General features: G+C 37.0%; 18 protein-coding genes and 1 pseudogene. All 19 read left to right on the top strand.

Features of this window, described 5'->3' with window-relative positions:
- Positions 1–9 precede the first annotated feature (9 nt).
- The 19 genes and pseudogenes from hisD (at position 10) to KQI71_RS08880 (ending at position 17,851) form a co-directional block, all read left to right on the top strand.
- Positions 10–1,308 carry a histidinol dehydrogenase gene (gene hisD, locus KQI71_RS08965; protein ID WP_216435568.1) on the top strand — a complete coding sequence of 433 codons (1,299 nt, stop codon included), beginning with the start codon at positions 10–12 and terminating at the stop codon, positions 1,306–1,308.
- A gap of 17 nt (positions 1,309–1,325) precedes the next feature.
- A complete protein-coding gene (gene hisB / locus KQI71_RS08960) occupies positions 1,326–1,913 on the top strand; it encodes an imidazoleglycerol-phosphate dehydratase HisB (protein ID WP_216435567.1) in 588 nt (195 codons plus the stop codon).
- A gap of 7 nt (positions 1,914–1,920) precedes the next feature.
- A pseudogene (gene hisI / locus KQI71_RS08955) lies at positions 1,921–2,253 on the top strand (phosphoribosyl-AMP cyclohydrolase); the annotation flags it as partial.
- A gap of 101 nt (positions 2,254–2,354) precedes the next feature.
- Positions 2,355–2,480, top strand: a complete 126-nt coding sequence (locus KQI71_RS12715) for a hypothetical protein (protein ID WP_256442148.1) — start codon at positions 2,355–2,357, stop codon at positions 2,478–2,480.
- A gap of 82 nt (positions 2,481–2,562) precedes the next feature.
- The gene (alaS, locus tag KQI71_RS08950; protein WP_305853261.1) at positions 2,563–5,202 is read left to right on the top strand and encodes an alanine--tRNA ligase; all 2,640 of its coding nucleotides are present in this window, start codon (positions 2,563–2,565) and stop codon (positions 5,200–5,202) included.
- Between the two features lie 103 nt (positions 5,203–5,305).
- Positions 5,306–5,482 (top strand): 30S ribosomal protein S21, encoded by a 177-nt coding sequence (gene rpsU, locus KQI71_RS08945; RefSeq protein WP_015530429.1) that lies wholly within the window; start codon positions 5,306–5,308, stop codon positions 5,480–5,482.
- A gap of 89 nt (positions 5,483–5,571) precedes the next feature.
- Positions 5,572–5,838 carry a YabP/YqfC family sporulation protein gene (locus KQI71_RS08940; protein WP_216435565.1) on the top strand — a complete coding sequence of 89 codons (267 nt, stop codon included), beginning with the start codon at positions 5,572–5,574 and terminating at the stop codon, positions 5,836–5,838.
- Between the two features lie 11 nt (positions 5,839–5,849).
- Complete coding sequence (locus KQI71_RS08935; RefSeq protein ID WP_216435564.1) at positions 5,850–7,085, top strand: sporulation protein YqfD; 1,236 nt, start codon at positions 5,850–5,852, stop codon at positions 7,083–7,085.
- Between the two features lie 67 nt (positions 7,086–7,152).
- Complete coding sequence (locus KQI71_RS08930; protein ID WP_216435563.1) at positions 7,153–8,151, top strand: PhoH family protein; 999 nt, start codon at positions 7,153–7,155, stop codon at positions 8,149–8,151.
- 7 nt (positions 8,152–8,158) lie between these two features.
- Positions 8,159–8,671, top strand: a complete 513-nt coding sequence (gene ybeY, locus KQI71_RS08925; RefSeq protein WP_216435562.1) for an rRNA maturation RNase YbeY — start codon at positions 8,159–8,161, stop codon at positions 8,669–8,671.
- Positions 8,668–10,314: a putative polysaccharide biosynthesis protein gene (locus tag KQI71_RS08920; RefSeq protein WP_216435561.1), complete on the top strand. Its 1,647-nt coding sequence runs from the start codon at positions 8,668–8,670 to the stop codon at positions 10,312–10,314. The genes ybeY and KQI71_RS08920 overlap by 4 nt, the downstream gene beginning before the upstream one ends.
- 72 nt (positions 10,315–10,386) lie before the next feature.
- Positions 10,387–10,752: a hypothetical protein gene (locus KQI71_RS08915; protein ID WP_216435560.1), complete on the top strand. Its 366-nt coding sequence runs from the start codon at positions 10,387–10,389 to the stop codon at positions 10,750–10,752.
- A 32-nt stretch (positions 10,753–10,784) separates the two neighbouring features.
- Positions 10,785–12,002, top strand: a complete 1,218-nt coding sequence (locus KQI71_RS08910; protein ID WP_216435559.1) for an NAD(P)/FAD-dependent oxidoreductase — start codon at positions 10,785–10,787, stop codon at positions 12,000–12,002.
- Positions 11,999–13,582, top strand: coding sequence for an NAD(P)/FAD-dependent oxidoreductase (locus KQI71_RS08905; protein WP_216435558.1), 1,584 nt, complete (start codon positions 11,999–12,001; stop codon positions 13,580–13,582). The genes KQI71_RS08910 and KQI71_RS08905 overlap by 4 nt, the downstream gene beginning before the upstream one ends.
- A gap of 35 nt (positions 13,583–13,617) precedes the next feature.
- Positions 13,618–14,475: a glutamate 5-kinase gene (proB, locus tag KQI71_RS08900; RefSeq protein ID WP_216435557.1), complete on the top strand. Its 858-nt coding sequence runs from the start codon at positions 13,618–13,620 to the stop codon at positions 14,473–14,475.
- A gap of 7 nt (positions 14,476–14,482) precedes the next feature.
- A complete protein-coding gene (locus KQI71_RS08895; protein ID WP_216435556.1) occupies positions 14,483–14,692 on the top strand; it encodes a DUF896 domain-containing protein in 210 nt (69 codons plus the stop codon).
- A gap of 270 nt (positions 14,693–14,962) precedes the next feature.
- Complete coding sequence (gene rsxC / locus KQI71_RS08890) at positions 14,963–16,282, top strand: electron transport complex subunit RsxC (RefSeq protein ID WP_216435555.1); 1,320 nt, start codon at positions 14,963–14,965, stop codon at positions 16,280–16,282.
- A 14-nt stretch (positions 16,283–16,296) separates the two neighbouring features.
- Positions 16,297–17,247 (top strand): RnfABCDGE type electron transport complex subunit D, encoded by a 951-nt coding sequence (locus tag KQI71_RS08885; RefSeq protein WP_216435554.1) that lies wholly within the window; start codon positions 16,297–16,299, stop codon positions 17,245–17,247.
- Entirely contained in the window at positions 17,240–17,851 is a 612-nt protein-coding gene (locus tag KQI71_RS08880) for an RnfABCDGE type electron transport complex subunit G (RefSeq protein ID WP_216435553.1), read from the top strand. The genes KQI71_RS08885 and KQI71_RS08880 overlap by 8 nt, the downstream gene beginning before the upstream one ends.

Below are 17,851 nucleotides of genomic sequence, written 5' to 3'. Positions count from 1 at the left end.
GGAATAAAAATGAGAATTGTAAAAGTAAATGAAGATTCAATTGAAAATATTTTATCGGATTTATTAAAGAGAAGTCCAAATCACTATGATGGGTATCAGGAAAAAGTAGATGCAATTATTGCAAATGTAAAAGAAAACGGAGATCAGGCAGTTTTTGATTATACACGCCAGTTTGATGGAGCAACGATTACACCAGAAAATATTCTTGTTACGGAAGAAGAAATAAAAGAAGCTTATGAAGAAGTCGATGATCAGCTGATCGAAGTGATTCGAAAAGCAATTAAAAATATTCGTGATTTCCATGAAAAACAGCTGCAGAAAAGTTGGTTTGAGACAAGAGAAGATGGGGTAATGCTTGGACAGAAAGTAACACCAATGGAAAGTTGTGGCGTTTATGTACCTGGAGGAAAAGCGGTATATCCTTCTTCTGTATTGATGAACATTGTTCCTGCTCATGTTGCTGGTGTAAAAAATATCATTATGACAACACCTCCTGGAAAAGATGGAAAGGTCACAGCGAATACATTGGTAGCAGCAAAAGAAGCCGGTGCTTCCAAAATTTATAAAGTCGGAGGGGCTCAGGCAATTGCAGCATTAGCCTTTGGAACGGAATCTGTCCCAAAAGTAGATAAAATTGTAGGACCTGGAAATATTTTTGTAGCACTTGCAAAGAAAGCAGTATATGGAAATGTAAGCATTGATTCTATTGCAGGACCAAGTGAAATTCTTGTTCTTGCCGATGAAATAGCAAATCCACGTTATGTGGCAGCAGATTTATTGTCTCAGGCAGAACATGATGAAATGGCGAGTGCAATCCTTGTAACAACCAGCGAAGAGCTTGCACAGCAGGTATCCAAAGAAATTGATGGATTCTTAAAGGTTCTTTCAAGAAAAGAAATTATTGAAAAATCATTAGAATCATTTGGTTATATTTTAATTGCCAAAGATATGAAAGAAGCGGTGGATGTAGCAAATTCGATTGCATCTGAACATATGGAAATTATGACGGCAAATCCATTTGATACTATGACAAGAATTAAAAATGCAGGAGCTATTTTCCTTGGTTCTCACAGCTGTGAGCCATTGGGTGATTATTTCGCAGGACCAAACCATGTATTGCCAACAAATGGAACTGCAAAATTCTTCTCACCATTAAGTGTGGATGACTTTATTAAAAAATCAAGTGTGATCTATTATTCTAGAGAAGCATTAGAACCTGTGCATAAAGATATTGAGTTCTTTGCAAATCAGGAAAAATTAACAGCACATGCAAATTCTATGAAAGTACGATTTGAAGAAGACAAATAGAAAGGATCGGTTGATTTATGAGCAGAAGCGTTTCGATAGAACGAAATACAAGTGAGACAAAGATTAAAATGACACTTGATCTGGATGGAAGTGGAAAAGGAAATATTCATACAGGGATTGGTTTTTTCGATCATATGTTAAACAGCTTTGCAAAACATGGCTTTTTTGATCTTGATGTTGAAGTCGAGGGAGATCTTTATGTAGATTGCCATCATACGATTGAGGATGTCGGAATTGTTCTTGGAGAAGCAATCAAACAGGCAGTTGGAGATAAAAAAGGAATCCGCAGATATGGTTCTTTTATTCTTCCGATGGATGAAACACTGGTTCTTTGCGGAATCGATCTTTGTGGAAGACCTTATTATTCATCCAATCTTACCTTTACCGTGGATCGTGTTGGAGAATTTGATACAGAAATGGTAAATGAATTTTTCTATGCGATTTCTTATGGAGCAGCCATGAATCTGCATCTGAAAAAGTTGGATGGAGAAAATAATCATCATATCATAGAAGCAGCATTTAAGGCATTTGCAAAGTCTTTGGATGAAGCAACGGGAATGGATCCAAGGATTACAGATGTTTTATCAACGAAAGGAGCACTTTAAAATGGGGAAAAGTACACTTTCTTTTGAAGATTTTAAATTAAACAGTGATGGAATGCTGACAGTCGTAACACAGGATGATAAAACGCTAGAAGTCTTGATGGTTGCTTATATGACAAAAGAAGCGTTTGAAAAGACCGTAGAAACCGGTATTATGACATACTATAGCAGAAGTCGTCAGGAACTTTGGATCAAAGGAGAGACATCAGGGCATTATCAATATGTAAAATCCTTAACGATTGACTGTGACAAGGATACGTTGCTTGCAAAGGTACGTCAGGTTGGAGCAGCCTGTCATACCGGTCATTATTCTTGCTTTTTTACAGAGATTATGAACAATGAGGAAGAATAAGTAATCTTGGAAATGGAAAAACTTATAACAAAGAATTGTCATTCTCTTTCTTATTTGATATAATCAGTTCTATAAGATAAAGGAGGCAAGATATGACAGCATTTGTATCAGAACTAGTCTCATATTTGATTAAATTTATTTTTTTACTTGCAGTCGCCGGTGGTGGAACACTGATCGGAAGTCATCTGTCACAGAAGAAAAATAAAGAACAGGCATAGCCAATACAAAAGAAGACCTTTTTCAAGGTTTTCTTTTGTGTTATGGAAAAATAGACAAACATTACATTAGGAGGATGAAGAATTGAGAGCATATGGAGTCAACGAGCTCAGGAAAATGTATCTTGAGTTCTTTGAAAGTAAAGGACATTTGGCATTAAAAAGTTTTTCTCTTGTGCCGAAAAATGACAACAGTCTGTTGTTGATCAATGCGGGAATGGCACCGTTAAAGCCATATTTTACAGGACAGGAAGTGCCACCAAGAACAAGAGTGACAACCTGCCAGAAATGTATCCGTACAGGAGATATTGAAAATGTAGGAAAAACTGCCAGACATGGTACATTTTTTGAAATGCTTGGAAACTTCTCTTTTGGAGATTATTTCAAACATGAAGCAATTGCGTGGTCCTGGGAATTTTTAACAAAAGTGATTGGATTGGATCCTGACCGACTTTATCCTTCTGTATACCAGGATGATGACGAAGCATTTGAAATTTGGGAAAAGGAAATCGGAATTGCACCAGAACGTATCTTCCGTTTTGGAAAAGAAGATAACTTCTGGGAGCATGGGGCTGGACCTTGCGGACCATGTTCTGAAATTTATTATGACCGTGGAGAAAAATATGGATGCGGAAGTCCAGACTGTACAGTAGGATGTGATTGCGACCGTTATATGGAAGTATGGAACAACGTATTTACACAGTTTGAAAATGACGGACATAATCATTATACAGAATTAAAACAGAAAAATATTGATACAGGAATGGGTCTTGAAAGACTTGCTGTCATTGTACAGGAAGTGGATTCTATCTTTGATGTTGACTCTATTAAAGCGATTCGCGATAAAATTTGTGAAGTTGCCGGAGTAAAATATGGAGAAAATCATGATACAGACGTATCTATCCGAGTAATCACAGACCATATTCGTTCTGCAACATTTATGTTATCGGATGGTATTTTGCCATCAAATGAAGGCCGTGGATATGTACTTCGCCGCCTGATTCGTCGTGCGGCAAGACATGGAAGACTGCTTGGAATTGATCATCTGTTCCTTACAGATATTAGTAAAGTAGCCATTCATGAATCTAAAGATGGTTATCCAGAATTAGAAGAAAAAGCAGAATTTATCTTCAATCATCTGTCACAGGAAGAAAAACAGTTTAATAAAACAATTGACCAGGGACTTTCTATTCTTTCTGAGATGGAACAATCCATGAAAGAAAAAGGAGTCAAAGAACTTCCAGGAAAAGATGCATTTAAGCTTTATGATACTTATGGATTCCCTCTGGATCTGACAATCGAAATTCTGGAAGAAAAAGGATTCCGTGTAGATCAGGATGGATTTGAGAAAGAAATGCAGGTACAAAGAGAAACTGCAAGAGCTGCAAGAAAAACAACAAACTATATGGGAGCAGATGCAACCGTTTATGAACAGTTAGATCCTGCGATGACATCAAAATTCCTTGGATATGATGCTCTGACATGTGATGGAACGATCACTGCTATGACAACAGAGACAGAAGTAGTAAAAGAACTTACAGAAGGAAGCAAGGGAACGATCATTGCGGATCAGACAACATTTTACGCAACAAGTGGTGGTCAGGAAGCAGATAAAGGTGTAATCTTAAGTGACAAGGCAGCTTTTGAAGTAGAAGATGTGATTAAATTGTCTGGAGGAAAGATTGGACATGTTGGACATGTAACGGAAGGAACCTTTACATTAGGGGAGAAAGTAGTCTTCCATGTCAATGAAAAGAACAGAAGCCTTGCTGAGAAAAACCATAGTGCAACGCATTTATTACAAAGAGCATTAAGAGAAGTGCTTGGAACTCATGTAGAACAGGCTGGATCTTTGAATAATGCAAGTCATTTACGTTTTGACTTTTCTCATTTTTCACCAATGAGTGAAGATGAAATTCAGAGAGTTGAAAAGATTGTCAATGAGAAAATTTCAGAAAATCTTCCAGTGGTAACAAAAGTAATGTCCATGGAAGATGCAAAAAAAACAGGAGCAATGGCTTTATTTGGAGAAAAATATGGAGATGAAGTTCGTGTAGTATCCATGGGAGATTTCTCTGTAGAACTTTGCGGAGGTACTCATGTAAAAAATACAGGAGCAATTACAGCATTTAAGATTCTTTCTGAATCCGGAGTAGCATCAGGTGTACGAAGAATTGAAGCAGTTACAGATCAGGGAGTTTTTGAATACTATCACAAACAGGAAGAAGAATTGAAAGAAGCAGCAAAGGCATTAAAATCTACACCTGCAGGATTACTTTCAAGAATCGAATCTCTTCTTGCTGAAGTAAAAGAATTAAAGAGTGAAAACGAATCCTTAAAGAGCAAACTTGCAAAAGATGCCCTTGGAGACGTTATGGATCAAGTAGAAGAAGTTAATGGAATCAAACTTCTTGCAACATCGGTAGAGGATGTTGATATGAATGGACTTCGTGAACTAGGAGATAATTTGAAAGAAAAACTTGGGGAAGGTGTCATCGTTCTTGCGTCTGAAAAAGGCGGCAAAGTATTCCTCGTAGCAATGGTAACGGATGGAGCCCAGAAGGCAGGAGCCCATGCAGGAAATCTGATCAAAGAGATTGCCGGATGTGTCGGTGGCGGCGGAGGCGGTCGTCCAAATATGGCACAGGCAGGTGGTAAAAATCCAGCTGGTATCCCAGATGCAGTAGAAAAAGCAAAAGAAGTTTTAAAAAATCAAATTTCTTAGTTGACGAACCAGAAAAATGTGGTATAATAATCTAGTGCAATAAATTAATACCCAAACAGTCCTATGCACAAGTACAAGACTGGAGGGGAGGTCAGGAAAAACAATGTCTAACGTAATCGTTAAAGAAAATGAATCATTAGATAGCGCTCTTCGCAGATTTAAGAGAAATTGTGCAAAAGCAGGAATTCAGCAGGAAATCCGCAAGAGAGAACATTACGAAAAGCCAAGTGTAAGACGTAAGAAAAAGTCTGAAGCTGCTCGTAAAAGAAAATCAAAATAATGAAACACGAAGCATCCTATACCTTTGCAGGTATAAGATGCTTTTTTTCTGCATATATTGAACCAAAAGCCGTGGGGAGAGATTTCCGTATGAAAAGAAAGCCGAAAGAAGCCATCGTTAAGGGACTCTCTCTTCCAAGAGATGTCATTTTTGGAGATTTTATCATCACTTTAACAGGGAACCAGGAAGTTTTTATTGAAAATTATAGGGGAATTTTATCTTATGATGATCACAAAATCTGCATTCAAGGAAATCATGTTACACTAAAAATTTGTGGAGATAATCTTACGGTAGATTATTATTCGCAGGAAGCAATGAAAATCCTTGGAAAAATTGAACGGTTAGAATATCTATAAAGGAGAAATGATTGGTAAGAATCTTACATTTTCTGTTTGGCCGCCTTTGTTTTGAAATTTATGGGCAGAATGTAGAGCGGTTTTTAAATTTATGTGCTAGAAATCATCTTGTTTTATGGAATTTAAAGTCTCAAAATGGAGGCTATTCTTTTTTTATAAGGAAAAGCTCTTATAAAATGTTATCCCTGATGGCACAAAAAACAAATGTAGAGTTAAAACTTACAGGAGAATACGGACTTCCATATTTTTTCCGGGAACATAGAAAAAGAAAGATATTATTGTTTGCAGTTGTTTTTTCTGTACTAACCTTATTTCTACTGAGTCAGTTTTTGTGGGAAATCACGATTTCAGGAAATGAAATGTATTCAAAAAGTGGTTTGCTAAAATATGTAACAACCAATTTTTATCGAATTGGAACTTATAAAAAGCAAATCGATTGCGACGAACTGGAAGAACATTTAAGAGAAGATTATGATGAAATTGCTTGGGTGTCATGCTCTATTCAAGGAACAAGGCTTCATATTGAAATGAAAGAGACCTTAGATCGCAAAACGAGACAAAATCCGAAAAAACCGTGTGATATTATTGCTGGGAAAAATGGAATTGTTACGAAACTTTCCGTAAAAAGCGGAACGCCTTTGATATCTGTTGGAGATCGTGTGAAGAAAGGGATGACTTTAATTTCTGGTTTGATTTATTATTATAGTGATGACTTTCAAGTGACCGAGACCGACCGGATCAAAGCAGATGGAGATATTACGATTCGCACAAAAGAAGATTATAAGGATGAAATTCCAGAAGCTTACTATGAAAAGAAATTTAAAAAAAGCAAAAAATGGTTGAAAAGTATTTATATAGGAAAGTTTGAGTGGAAACTTCCAGATAGGAAAAAGGAAAAACATACCGATGTTATAGAAAGGAAGCATCCTTTAAAGATCGGAAAAAGTTTTTATCTTCCAGTGGGTGTCTATATCAAAACATTTCGAAATTACCAGGCGGTTCGCAAGGTTTATAAGGAAAATGAGGCAGAAAGAAAGTTAAAAGAACGTTGGCAGACATATTTAGAAAAACAACGTAAAAAAGGAATTCAAATTTTGCATAGTGATTTGAATTTTAAGAAAAAGGGAAATGATTATGAGGCATTTGGGAGAATCATAAAAGAAGAAAGAACCGGAAAAATCCGAAATATCAAACCGCTTACCAAAAAGCAGGAAGAGAAAATCGCACCAACGACTGCACTACAATAGTTGAAAAAAAAGGGGTCTGATGTTAAAATAACATAGAATCTTGAAAAAAAGGAGCGACAGAAGATTAATGAAGCCGATGGAAATAGAAATGGAATTCCCAGCAGAACATGGAGGAAATGTTTTTGGGCAGTTTGATGCCTTTATGAAAAAGATAGAAAAAACATTGCATGTTAGCTTGATTTTAAGGGATGACCGATTAAAATGCATAGGAACGCAGCAGGCAGTGGAAAGCGCACTTTCTGTTGTAGAAGAATTGCTGGAACTTTCAAAAAGAGGAAATGTGATTACAGAACAAAACGTAAATTATGCACTTTCTTTATCGATGGATGATCAGCCTGCGAATCTGGTAGAACTTGATCAGGATGTGATTTGCCACACGATTCAGGGGAAAGCAGTAAAACCGAAAACACTTGGACAGAAAAAATATGTAGAACAAATTAAAAATAAGATGATTACCTTTGGTGTTGGACCAGCGGGAACTGGTAAAACTTATCTTGCCATGGCGATGGCAATCACTGCCTTTAAGAATGATGAGGTGAATCGCATTATCTTAACAAGACCTGCGATTGAAGCCGGAGAAAAGCTTGGATTTCTTCCAGGAGATCTGCAAAGTAAGGTAGATCCATATTTACGTCCACTATACGATGCTTTATATGAAATTCTTGGTGCAGACGCTTTTATGAAAAATATGGAAAAAGGGTTAATCGAGGTTGCACCTTTGGCCTATATGCGTGGACGTACACTTGATAATGCTTATATCATTTTGGATGAGGCGCAGAATACAACGCCAGCGCAGATGAAAATGTTTTTAACACGAATTGGGTTTGGCTCAAAAGCGATTATCACAGGTGATTTGACCCAAAAGGATCTTCCATTTGATAGCATTTCAGGACTTGATGAGGCATTGAAAGTGCTTGGAAAGGTCAAAGATATTGGAATTTCACAACTGACGAACAAGGATGTGGTACGTCATCCACTGGTTCAGCAGATTGTAGCCGCCTATGACAAATATGAAGAAGTGAAAGCTTCAAGGAAACAAAGAAACAATAGAAAAAATAAGAGATAGGAATAATATGAATATAGTAATCGAAAATGAATATGAGGATGAGATTTCGATTCCTTATGAAAAAATAGCACACGATGTGATCGGGGCAGCCATTGATTATGTAAGCTGCCCTTATGAATGTGAAGTTAATTTATTACTAACAGATAATGAGACGATTCATCAGATCAACAAAGAGCAAAGAGATATTGATCGTCCGACAGACGTTCTTTCTTTTCCGATGGCAGAATATGAGACACCGGCAGATTTTTCAAAAATTGAAGAAGATCCGATGGCATTTGATCCAGAAAGCGGAGAATTTCTTCTTGGAGATATTGTGATTTCCATGGATAAAGTATGGGAACAAGCCAAAGCTTATGGACATAGTTATGAAAGAGAGTATGCTTTTTTGATTGCGCATAGTATGCTTCATCTATTTGGTTATGATCATATGGAAGAAGAAGAGCGAAAAGAAATGGAAGAAAAACAAGAAGAGATTCTTACAAAAACCAGATATACAAGAGATGAGAGAGGGTTGTCATGAATACAGGAAAGAAAAATTCATTTTTGGTACAGGGAATGATTCTTGCAGCGGCATCGATCGTTTGTAGAATTATCGGACTGTTATATCGAAGCCCGCTGTTTGACATTATTGGAAAAGCCGGAATGGGTTATTACAGCGTAGCGTATAATATCTATAATATTATTTTGCTGATTTCTTCCTTTAGTATTCCACTTGCTGTGTCAAAATCAATTTCGGCAAGGCTTGCAAAGAAGGAATATATCAATGCGCAGAGGATTTTTTATGGAGCGCTTGTTTATGCAGCAGTTGTTGGTGGGGTGGCAGCATTGGTTGCATGGTACGGAGCACCAGTTTTTGTAGGAAAACAGCAGGGAGCGGTTCTTGCACTTCGTTGTATTTCACCAACCATCTTTTTCTCAGCAATTCTCGGTGTGCTAAGAGGATATTTTCAAGGTCATAATACGATGATTCCAACATCGGTTTCACAGATTATTGAGCAGATTTTAAATGCAATTTTTAGTATTTTAATGGCTTATGTTTTGATTCAGCCATTTCTTCCATCTGATTCCATTACCTATGAAATCGCCAGACATGGAGCGGCAGGAAGTGCAATCGGTACTGAAGTCGGAGTAATTACTGGATTGATCTTTTGTCTTTTTATTTACAAGGTTTATCATCCGAAATCAAAAATTCAGATGCGCCATGATAAGACGAAGTATATCGAATCCTATGGAAATATTTTAAAAATTTTATTGATGACAATTACACCTGTAATTTTAAGTACAGCAATTTATAATTGCTGCCCAACGATCGATATGACATTATTTAGTTCCATTCTTGTAGGAAAAGGAATGAAGGCATTCCATGTATCGGAATTATATGGTGTTTTCTCTGGACAGTACAATGTATTGATTAATATTCCGTTGGCAATGGCTTCTGCACTTACCAATGCAGTCATTCCGAATATTTCTGGTGCCTATGCACTTGGTGATAAGAAAAAGATGAATGAGAATATTGAGATGGTCCTGAAGATTACGATGATGATTGCAATTCCTTGTGCAGTTGGACTTGCTGTTTTAAACACACCGATTAATGGATTAATCTTTGGTGTAAAGAATGGTGTCGGACTTGGGGCAGGATTGCTTCGTGTTGGTGCGATTTCTGTTGTATTTACTTGTATGTCTACCGTTTCTAATGGTATTTTACAGGGAATGGACAAGATGAGAGTGCCAATTTGGCATTCTGCAATTTCCGTTTGTGCAAATGTAATTGTTCTTTTGCTTACACTGAATTTTACGAATTTAAATACTTACAGCTTGGTTTGGGCAACTACAGGATTTTCTGTTGTTATGAGTATTTTAAATGCAAATTCCATTAGAAAATATAGTGGATATCGTCAGGAAGTGGTGAAAACATTTGTTAAACCAGCCGTTAGTGCGATTCTTATGGGCGTTGTTATTGGAGTCATTCAGTTCGTATTGTTAAAAGTCCTTCCATTTGGAAGAATTGGATTTGCCATTTGTTTGGTAATTGCGATTCCGGCTGGAGTTCTTGTTTATTTTGCTGGAATTATTAAATTCCAGGTTTTCACAGAAGAAGAACTTAAAAATGTACCAAAAGGACATCTGATTATAAAAATGGCAAAGAAATTAAGATTATTGTAAGAAAGATACGCGGAAACCATTGGTATATTTTCAGAAAAATGGGGAACACTCTTAGCCAAAGGAGTGTTTCTTATGAAAAAAATCAATCGTTTTTTATTAGTGTACATTATGATTTTGACTGTACTGTGTGGCTACATGTATTATGTTGCCTTTTATAAAAAAGATCATGCAAAAGATCAATTGATTCATCAGGTTCAGTCAACAATACAAAAACAGGAAAAGAAAAAAGCGGCAGCGCTTGGACAAAAGACAACCTACGGTCTTGCTTTTTTAAATGGAAATCTTGTAATTGTTAATAACAGAACAAAGGAAATTTTTGAATATACAGATATGAAAGAAGAAAAACTTCCAAAAGAGATTCGTCAGATGATGAAGCAAAAAAAAGTGTTTGAAAATCGGCAGGAAGTTTACCAGTTTTTGGAATCTTACAGCAGTTAAAGGCAGACAATGATAAATTTGGAGAAAAAAGAATGAAGTATGATGTGATTATCGTGGGGGCTGGGCCATCTGGAATGATGGCAGCCATTACCGCGGCACAGAATAAAAATAAGGTTCTCCTTTTGGAGAGAATGGATAAACCAGGAAAAAAAATCCTGGCAACAGGAAATGGAAGATGTAATCTCTCAAACAGTTATCTTGATGAGACGTGTTACAGGGGCGGACAGCCCCATTTTCCATATCCGATGATTGAACAATTCGGTTTGTCAGAATTGATTGCTTTTTTTGAATCCCTTGGAATGCTTGTCACGGAGCAAAATGGATATTATTATCCAGCGTCCATGCAGGCTTCTACGGTACTTGATGTACTAACAGAAAAATTGCGAGCATTAAAAGTTGATATTCTAACGGGATTTTATGTGGAAAAAGCACAAAAGAAAAAAGATACCTTTCGAGTCTTTGGAAATGGAAAAATTTTTGAGGCCAAACATTTGATTTTAGCAGCTGGTGGATGTGCACAAGAAAATTTAGGAAGTAACGGAAGTGGATATAAGCTTGCAAAAAGTTTTCATCATAAAGTTATGGAACCGTTTCCCGCCCTTGTAGCATTAGAAGGAAAGGGAAAGTATTTTTCTCTTATTTCGGGAGTTCGAAATGTAAGTTCTATGAAAGTTTATGCAAATCAAGATTTGATTGCAGAGGAAAAGGGAGAAGTTCAGTTTACAAAATACGGAATTTCCGGAATCCCAGTTTTTCAAATCAGTCGTTTTGCAATTGATGCATTAAGAAGGAAGAAAAAAGTAACTGTTCTTTTAGATTTAATGCCGAATATGTTTACGCTAGAAGAGACAGCAAGAGCATTTCAAAAGACTTGTGGATATAAAACGGTGGAAACATTTTTTCAGGGATTTCTAAATAAGAAACTGGTGTTCGCTATCTTAAAAAGATTGAACATTCCACCAGAAAAATCCATCCGAAAGTTAAAAGAAGAGGAATTTCTTAAAATTTTACATATGATAAAAGAATTTCCGGTAGAGATTTGCGGACATAAAGGATATGATATGGCCCAAGTAACGGCTGGTGGTGTATCAACCAAAGAAGTCGTACAAGGCACCTTGGAATCAAAGATTTTGGGAGGCCTCTATATAACAGGAGAATTACTAGATGTTGATGGTACTTGTGGAGGCTATAATCTTCAGTGGGCATTTACATCTGGATATATTGCAGGAAAACAGATAGGAAAAAAATGATTCGAATTCAACAGATCAAGCTGCCCGTAGATCATACAAAAGAGCAGCTGGAGAAAAAAATAAAACATTATTTACATAAAACACCATATCAGTCATGGTCTATTTTTAAGCGTTCTATTGATGCGAGAAAAAAAGATGCGATCATGTATGTATATGCGGTGAATGTAGAACTTCCAAAAGAGGAAGAAGAAAAATTTTTAAAAAGAAATCATAATAAAAATATTATGCAGATTTCCAAAAAGCATTATGTCTTTCCAAAAGTAGAAAAGACATTTCAACATCGTCCAGTGGTTGTAGGAATGGGACCGGCAGGTCTTTTTGCAGCACTGATGCTTTCCCGAGCAGGTCTTTGCCCGATCGTTTTAGAACGTGGCTATGCTGTGGAAGAACGGAAAAAAGATGTAGAAAATTTTTGGGAAACTGGAACATTAAATCCGGAATCCAATGTCCAGTTTGGAGAGGGCGGTGCCGGTACATTTTCCGATGGAAAATTAAATACAGCAGTCAAAGATAAATTTTTAAGAAATCGGTTTGTACTAGAAACATTCGTTTCTTTTGGTGCACCAGAAGAAATCTTATATGAAAGCAAGCCTCATATTGGTACCGATCATTTATGTAAAGTCGTTGCTAATATGAGGAAAGAGATGATACGTCTTGGTGCAACGGTACGCTTTGGTGCGAAAGTAACGGATCTGATTTTGGAAGATCATGTATTAAAAGGAATTCTTGTAAATGATCAGGAAACCATTGATTGCGATCAATTGATTCTTGCACTTGGACATAGTGCTAGAGATACATTTGAAATGCTTTCGGGACATGGAATGGAAATGAATGCGAAGGCCTTTGCTATTGGACTTCGCGTAGAACATCCAAGAGAAATGATTAATGAATCTCAATATGGTACGGAAAGCAAAAAATACCATCTTCCGACAGCTTCCTATAAACTTACCTATCATGCAAAAAATGGACGAAGCGTTTATTCTTTTTGTATGTGTCCTGGAGGTTTTGTTGTCAATGCTTCCTCAGAACCTGGAAGGCTGACCGTTAACGGAATGAGCAATCATGATCGTATGGAAAGAAATTCAAATAGTGCGATCATCGTCAATGTTACACCAAAAGATTTTGAAGGAGACGATGCTTTGGCAGGAATTCGTTTTCAGAGAAAATGGGAAGAAAAAGCATTTGAAGCAGCAGGAGGAAAAATACCAGTACAATTGTTAAAAGATTTCCGGGAGGGAAATGTATCAAAAAGTTATGGAGAGATTCAGCCAAATACAAAAGGAGCATATGATTTTGCTAATTTAAGAACTTGTCTTCCGCAGGTTGTTTCAGATTCGATTTGCGAAGGAATGGAAGCTTTTGAAAGGAAAATCAAAGGGTTCAACCGAGATGATACTGTTTTATGTGGAATTGAAGCAAGAACTTCCTCACCGGTGCGGCTAGAAAGAAATCATCAGATGGAAAGTAATTTTAGCGGTATTTATCCATGTGGGGAAGGTGCTGGGTATGCCGGCGGCATCACATCCGCAGCAATGGATGGAATCAAAGTTGCAGAAGCAATGGTAAAAGAGTCTGTATAAGACATATAGAAAAAACATATGGGAGGAAAAACAGCATGAGTGCGCGTGAAAAACTAAAAGATAAAAAAAGAATCGTCGTAAAAGTCGGAACATCATCCTTAATTCATAAAAAAACTGGAAATATTAATTTATTCCGCCTGGAGAAATTGGTTCGTTCTCTGACGGATCTTCATAACAGCGGAAAAGATGTCATTCTTGTTTCTTCCGGGGCGATCGGTGTTGGATTTAAGGCACTGGGACTTCCAAAACGTCCGCAATCGCTGCCAATGAAACAGGCATGTTCTGCTGTTGGGCAGGGACAGCTCATGATGATTTATCAAAAACTATTTTCAGAATACAACCAAGGATCTGCGCAGATCCTGATCACAAAAGAGACAATGTTAAACGATGAGCGAAGATATAATGCAAAAAATACCTTTGACGAATTATTAAAACTTGGAGTAATACCGATTGTAAATGAAAATGATACGGTATCAACAGAAGAAATTGAATTTGGAGATAATGATACACTTTCAGCAGTTGTAACTTCGGTTGTTGGAGGAGATTTGTTAATCCTGCTGACAGATATCGATGGACTATATACAGATGATCCGCATAAAAATCCACAGGCAAAGTTAATTTCAGAAGTTCGTGTTATCGATGAAAAAATTGAAGGAATGGCAAAAGGGGCTGTAACAGCAGTTGGAACCGGCGGAATGTCAACAAAAATTGCAGCAGCGAATATCGTTACCGATGCAGGCGCTGATATGGTCATCGTAAATAGCGATGATCTTTTCAATATCAATCGAGTCGTTTCAGGAGAAGACATCGGAACGTTGTTTCTTGCACACAAAAGAGAAAATTTTGATTTTAAACAATATTTAACAGAAAGACCATATTTTAGAAAAGGATAAAAAGATCATGGATGCAAAAAAAGTACAAAGAATTAATGAATTATATCACTTACAAAAATCAGTGGGACTGACAGAAGCACAGAAAAAAGAGCAGAAAAAACTACGTGCAGAATATGTCAAAGCAGTCCGTGCAAATCTAAGAGGTCAGTTGAATAATATTAGTATTCAGAACGAAGATGGATCTATCACTCCATTAAGACCAAAAGGAAAAAATTAAAATTTGCATAAGAAAAAATAAAAAAAGATTGAAATTAAAAAAAGATTATGCTAAAATAACAATTGTTTCGAAGGAGTTTTCATGTAAATAGGTGAAAACTCTTTTTTTGTGTACAATGCAGAAAAATAAATGCAGAAACACAAAAATATAATCTTTTCATAGGGTGGAAAAACGGAAATTGTTCGAAATCCAGTACATCATTGATTTTCGTGTAAAAACAACTTATGATAGATGTTAAGAAAATATAAAGAAAAGAAAGGAAGGCTTAAAATGGCATTGTTTACATTTAGCGGTGGAGTTCATCCAGATGATGGAAAAAGATATGCGAAAAATTCGCCTATTAAAGAATATCTGCCAAAGGGAGATGTTGTTTTACCTGTTGGCCAGCATATTGGTGCTCCTGCAAACCCAATTGTAAAAAAGGGAGACAAAGTACTTGCAGGCCAGAAAGTAGCAGAAGCTGGAGGATTTGTATCTGCGAATATCTTTAGTTCTGTTTCTGGAACAGTCAAGGCAATTGAACCAAGAGTGACACCGGCAGGTGCAAAAGTAAACTCCATCGTCATTGAAAATGATGGAGAATTTAATGAGGTAGAATTCCAGGCGAAACCTTACGAATCTATGTCAAAAGAAGAAAAACTGGAAGCAATTAAAGAGGCCGGCATTGTCGGACTGGGAGGTGCTGGATTCCCAACTCATGTAAAACTTGCTCCAAAAGATCCGGATGCGATTGAATATATCATCGTAAACGGAGCAGAGTGTGAACCATATATTACGGGAGACTATCGTATTATGATGGAAACACCGGAGTTACTTGTAGAAGGATTAAATATTGTTCTTGATATGTTCCCAAAAGCAAAAGGAATTATTGGTGTTGAGGATAATAAAAAAGATGCAATCGCAAAACTTGAAGCTATCGTAAAAGGTGATCAGAGAATTAGCGTTGCAACTTTAAAAACAAAGTACCCACAGGGAGCAGAACGTTCTTTGATCTACGCAACCACTGGAAGAATGATTAATTCCAGCATGCTTCCGGCAGATGCAGGATGTATTGTGGATAACGTTGCAACGATTGTTGCAATCAAAGAAGCAGTCAAAGATGGAAAACCTTTATTCCAGCGTGTCGTAACAGTTACAGGTGATGCAATTGCAAATCCTGGAAACTTCCTTGTACGTACTGGTACAAACGTAAATGAATTGATTGAGGCAGCCGGTGGATTCAAAACAAAACCAGAAAAAGTAATTTCCGGTGGTCCTATGATGGGAATGGCAATGTATACAACAGACGTTCCTGCTGTAAAAACATTTTCTTCATTCCTTGCGTTTACAAAAGATGAAGTTGCAGCGAATAAACCAAGCAACTGTATCCGATGTGGAAGATGTGTCAGAGTCTGTCCACAGAAGCTGATGCCTGCAAAATTATCTGTTCTTGCGGATCATCAGGAATTTGAGGCATTTGAAAAATTGCATGGAGCGGAATGTGTAGAATGCGGAAGCTGTTCTTATATTTGCCCTGCAAAACGAAATCTTGCCCAGTCCATGAAGACAGGACGTAAACAGGTATTAGCAAACCGTAGAAAGAAGAAATAAAGGAGAAGATACATATGAGCGAATCATTATATCATGTGTCAGCCAACCCTCATGTAAGAGATAATGGCTCCACACAGAAGATTATGTTAGACGTCATAATCGCATTATTACCCGCTACAATCTTTGGTATCTATATCTTTGGTGCATCTGCGGCAATAACAATCGCAATTTCTGTTATTACATGCGTTGTAGTTGAATATATTTACCAGAAACTTATGAAACAACCAATTACAGTCAATGATTTGAGTGCGGCACTGACCGGACTGTTACTTGCATTAAACCTTCCATCTGGAGTCCCATTCTGGATGCCAATCCTTGGAGGAATTTTTGCAATCATCGTTGTAAAACAGCTTTTTGGAGGACTTGGACAAAACTTTATGAACCCAGCGCTTGCAGCAAGATGTTTCTTAATGATTTCATTTGCAGCAAGAATGACAAGCTTTACATACGATGGTGTGACAACAGCAACACCACTGGCTGTTATGGAACAGGGAAAATCTGTTGATGTTATGAAATCTTTCCTTGGATTTATTCCAGGAACTATTGGTGAAACATCCGCTCTGTTACTGATTATCGGTGGAGTTTATCTTGTTATTAAAAAAGTAATTTCTCCTCTGATCCCTTGTATTTATGTTGCAGTTGTTGCAATCTTTGTACTGATCTTTGGCGGCCACGGATTTGATCTATCTTATATGGCAGCACAGATCTTTAGTGGAGGTTTAATGTTAGGTGCTATCTTTATGGCAACAGACTATGTAACATCTCCAATCACAACAAGTGGAAAAGTTATTTATGCGATTGTCCTTGGTATCTTAACAGGAGTTATTCGTTTATTTGGACCAATGGCAGAAGGTGTATCTTACTCTATCATTATCGCGAACTTATTAGTTCCATTGATTGAAAGAGTTACTGTTCCAACTCCATTTGGAATTGTAAAGAAAAAAGGAGGTAAGAGCAATGAATAAAAATTTGGTTATGGATTGCATAAAATTATGCGTCATCACTTTAATTGCAGGTCTCCTTTTAGGTATTGTTTATAACGTAACAAAAGCGCCAATTGCAGCGCAGGAAGAAAAAACAAAACAGGAAGCTTACAAAGCAGTATTTACAAATGCAGCAAAATTTGAAGAAATAAAATTAAATCAGAAAGAAGTAAGTGCTGTCTTAAAGAAAAATGATCTTGGACAGAACACCATTTCTGAAGCTGTAAAAGCAGTTGATAACAGCGGAAAAGAACTTGGATTTGTATTTTCTGTAACAAACCCTGATGGATATGGTGGAGATATCACATTATCTGTTGGTATCAGAGATGACGGAACAGTCAATGGATATGAAACATTATCCATCAGCGAGACAGCTGGTCTTGGTATGAAAGCAAAAGAAGACAAATTTAAGAGCAACTTTAAAAATAAAAAAGCAGACAAATTTGAAGTAGTAAAAGATGGATCTGGAAAGAATGATGATTCTAAAGTTGATGCCATCAGTGGTGCAACTATTACAAGCCGTGCTGTCACAAGTGCAGTTAACAGCTGTGTTGCATATTCAAAGAGCCTGAAGGGAGGTAATTAA

This window comes from Anaerostipes sp. MSJ-23, assembly GCF_018918155.1.
In the GTDB taxonomy this organism is placed as follows: Bacteria; Bacillota; Clostridia; order Lachnospirales; family Lachnospiraceae; genus Anaerostipes.
The sequence above is the reverse complement of the archived record's forward strand: the minus strand, read 5'-3'. Positions and strand labels throughout refer to the sequence as shown.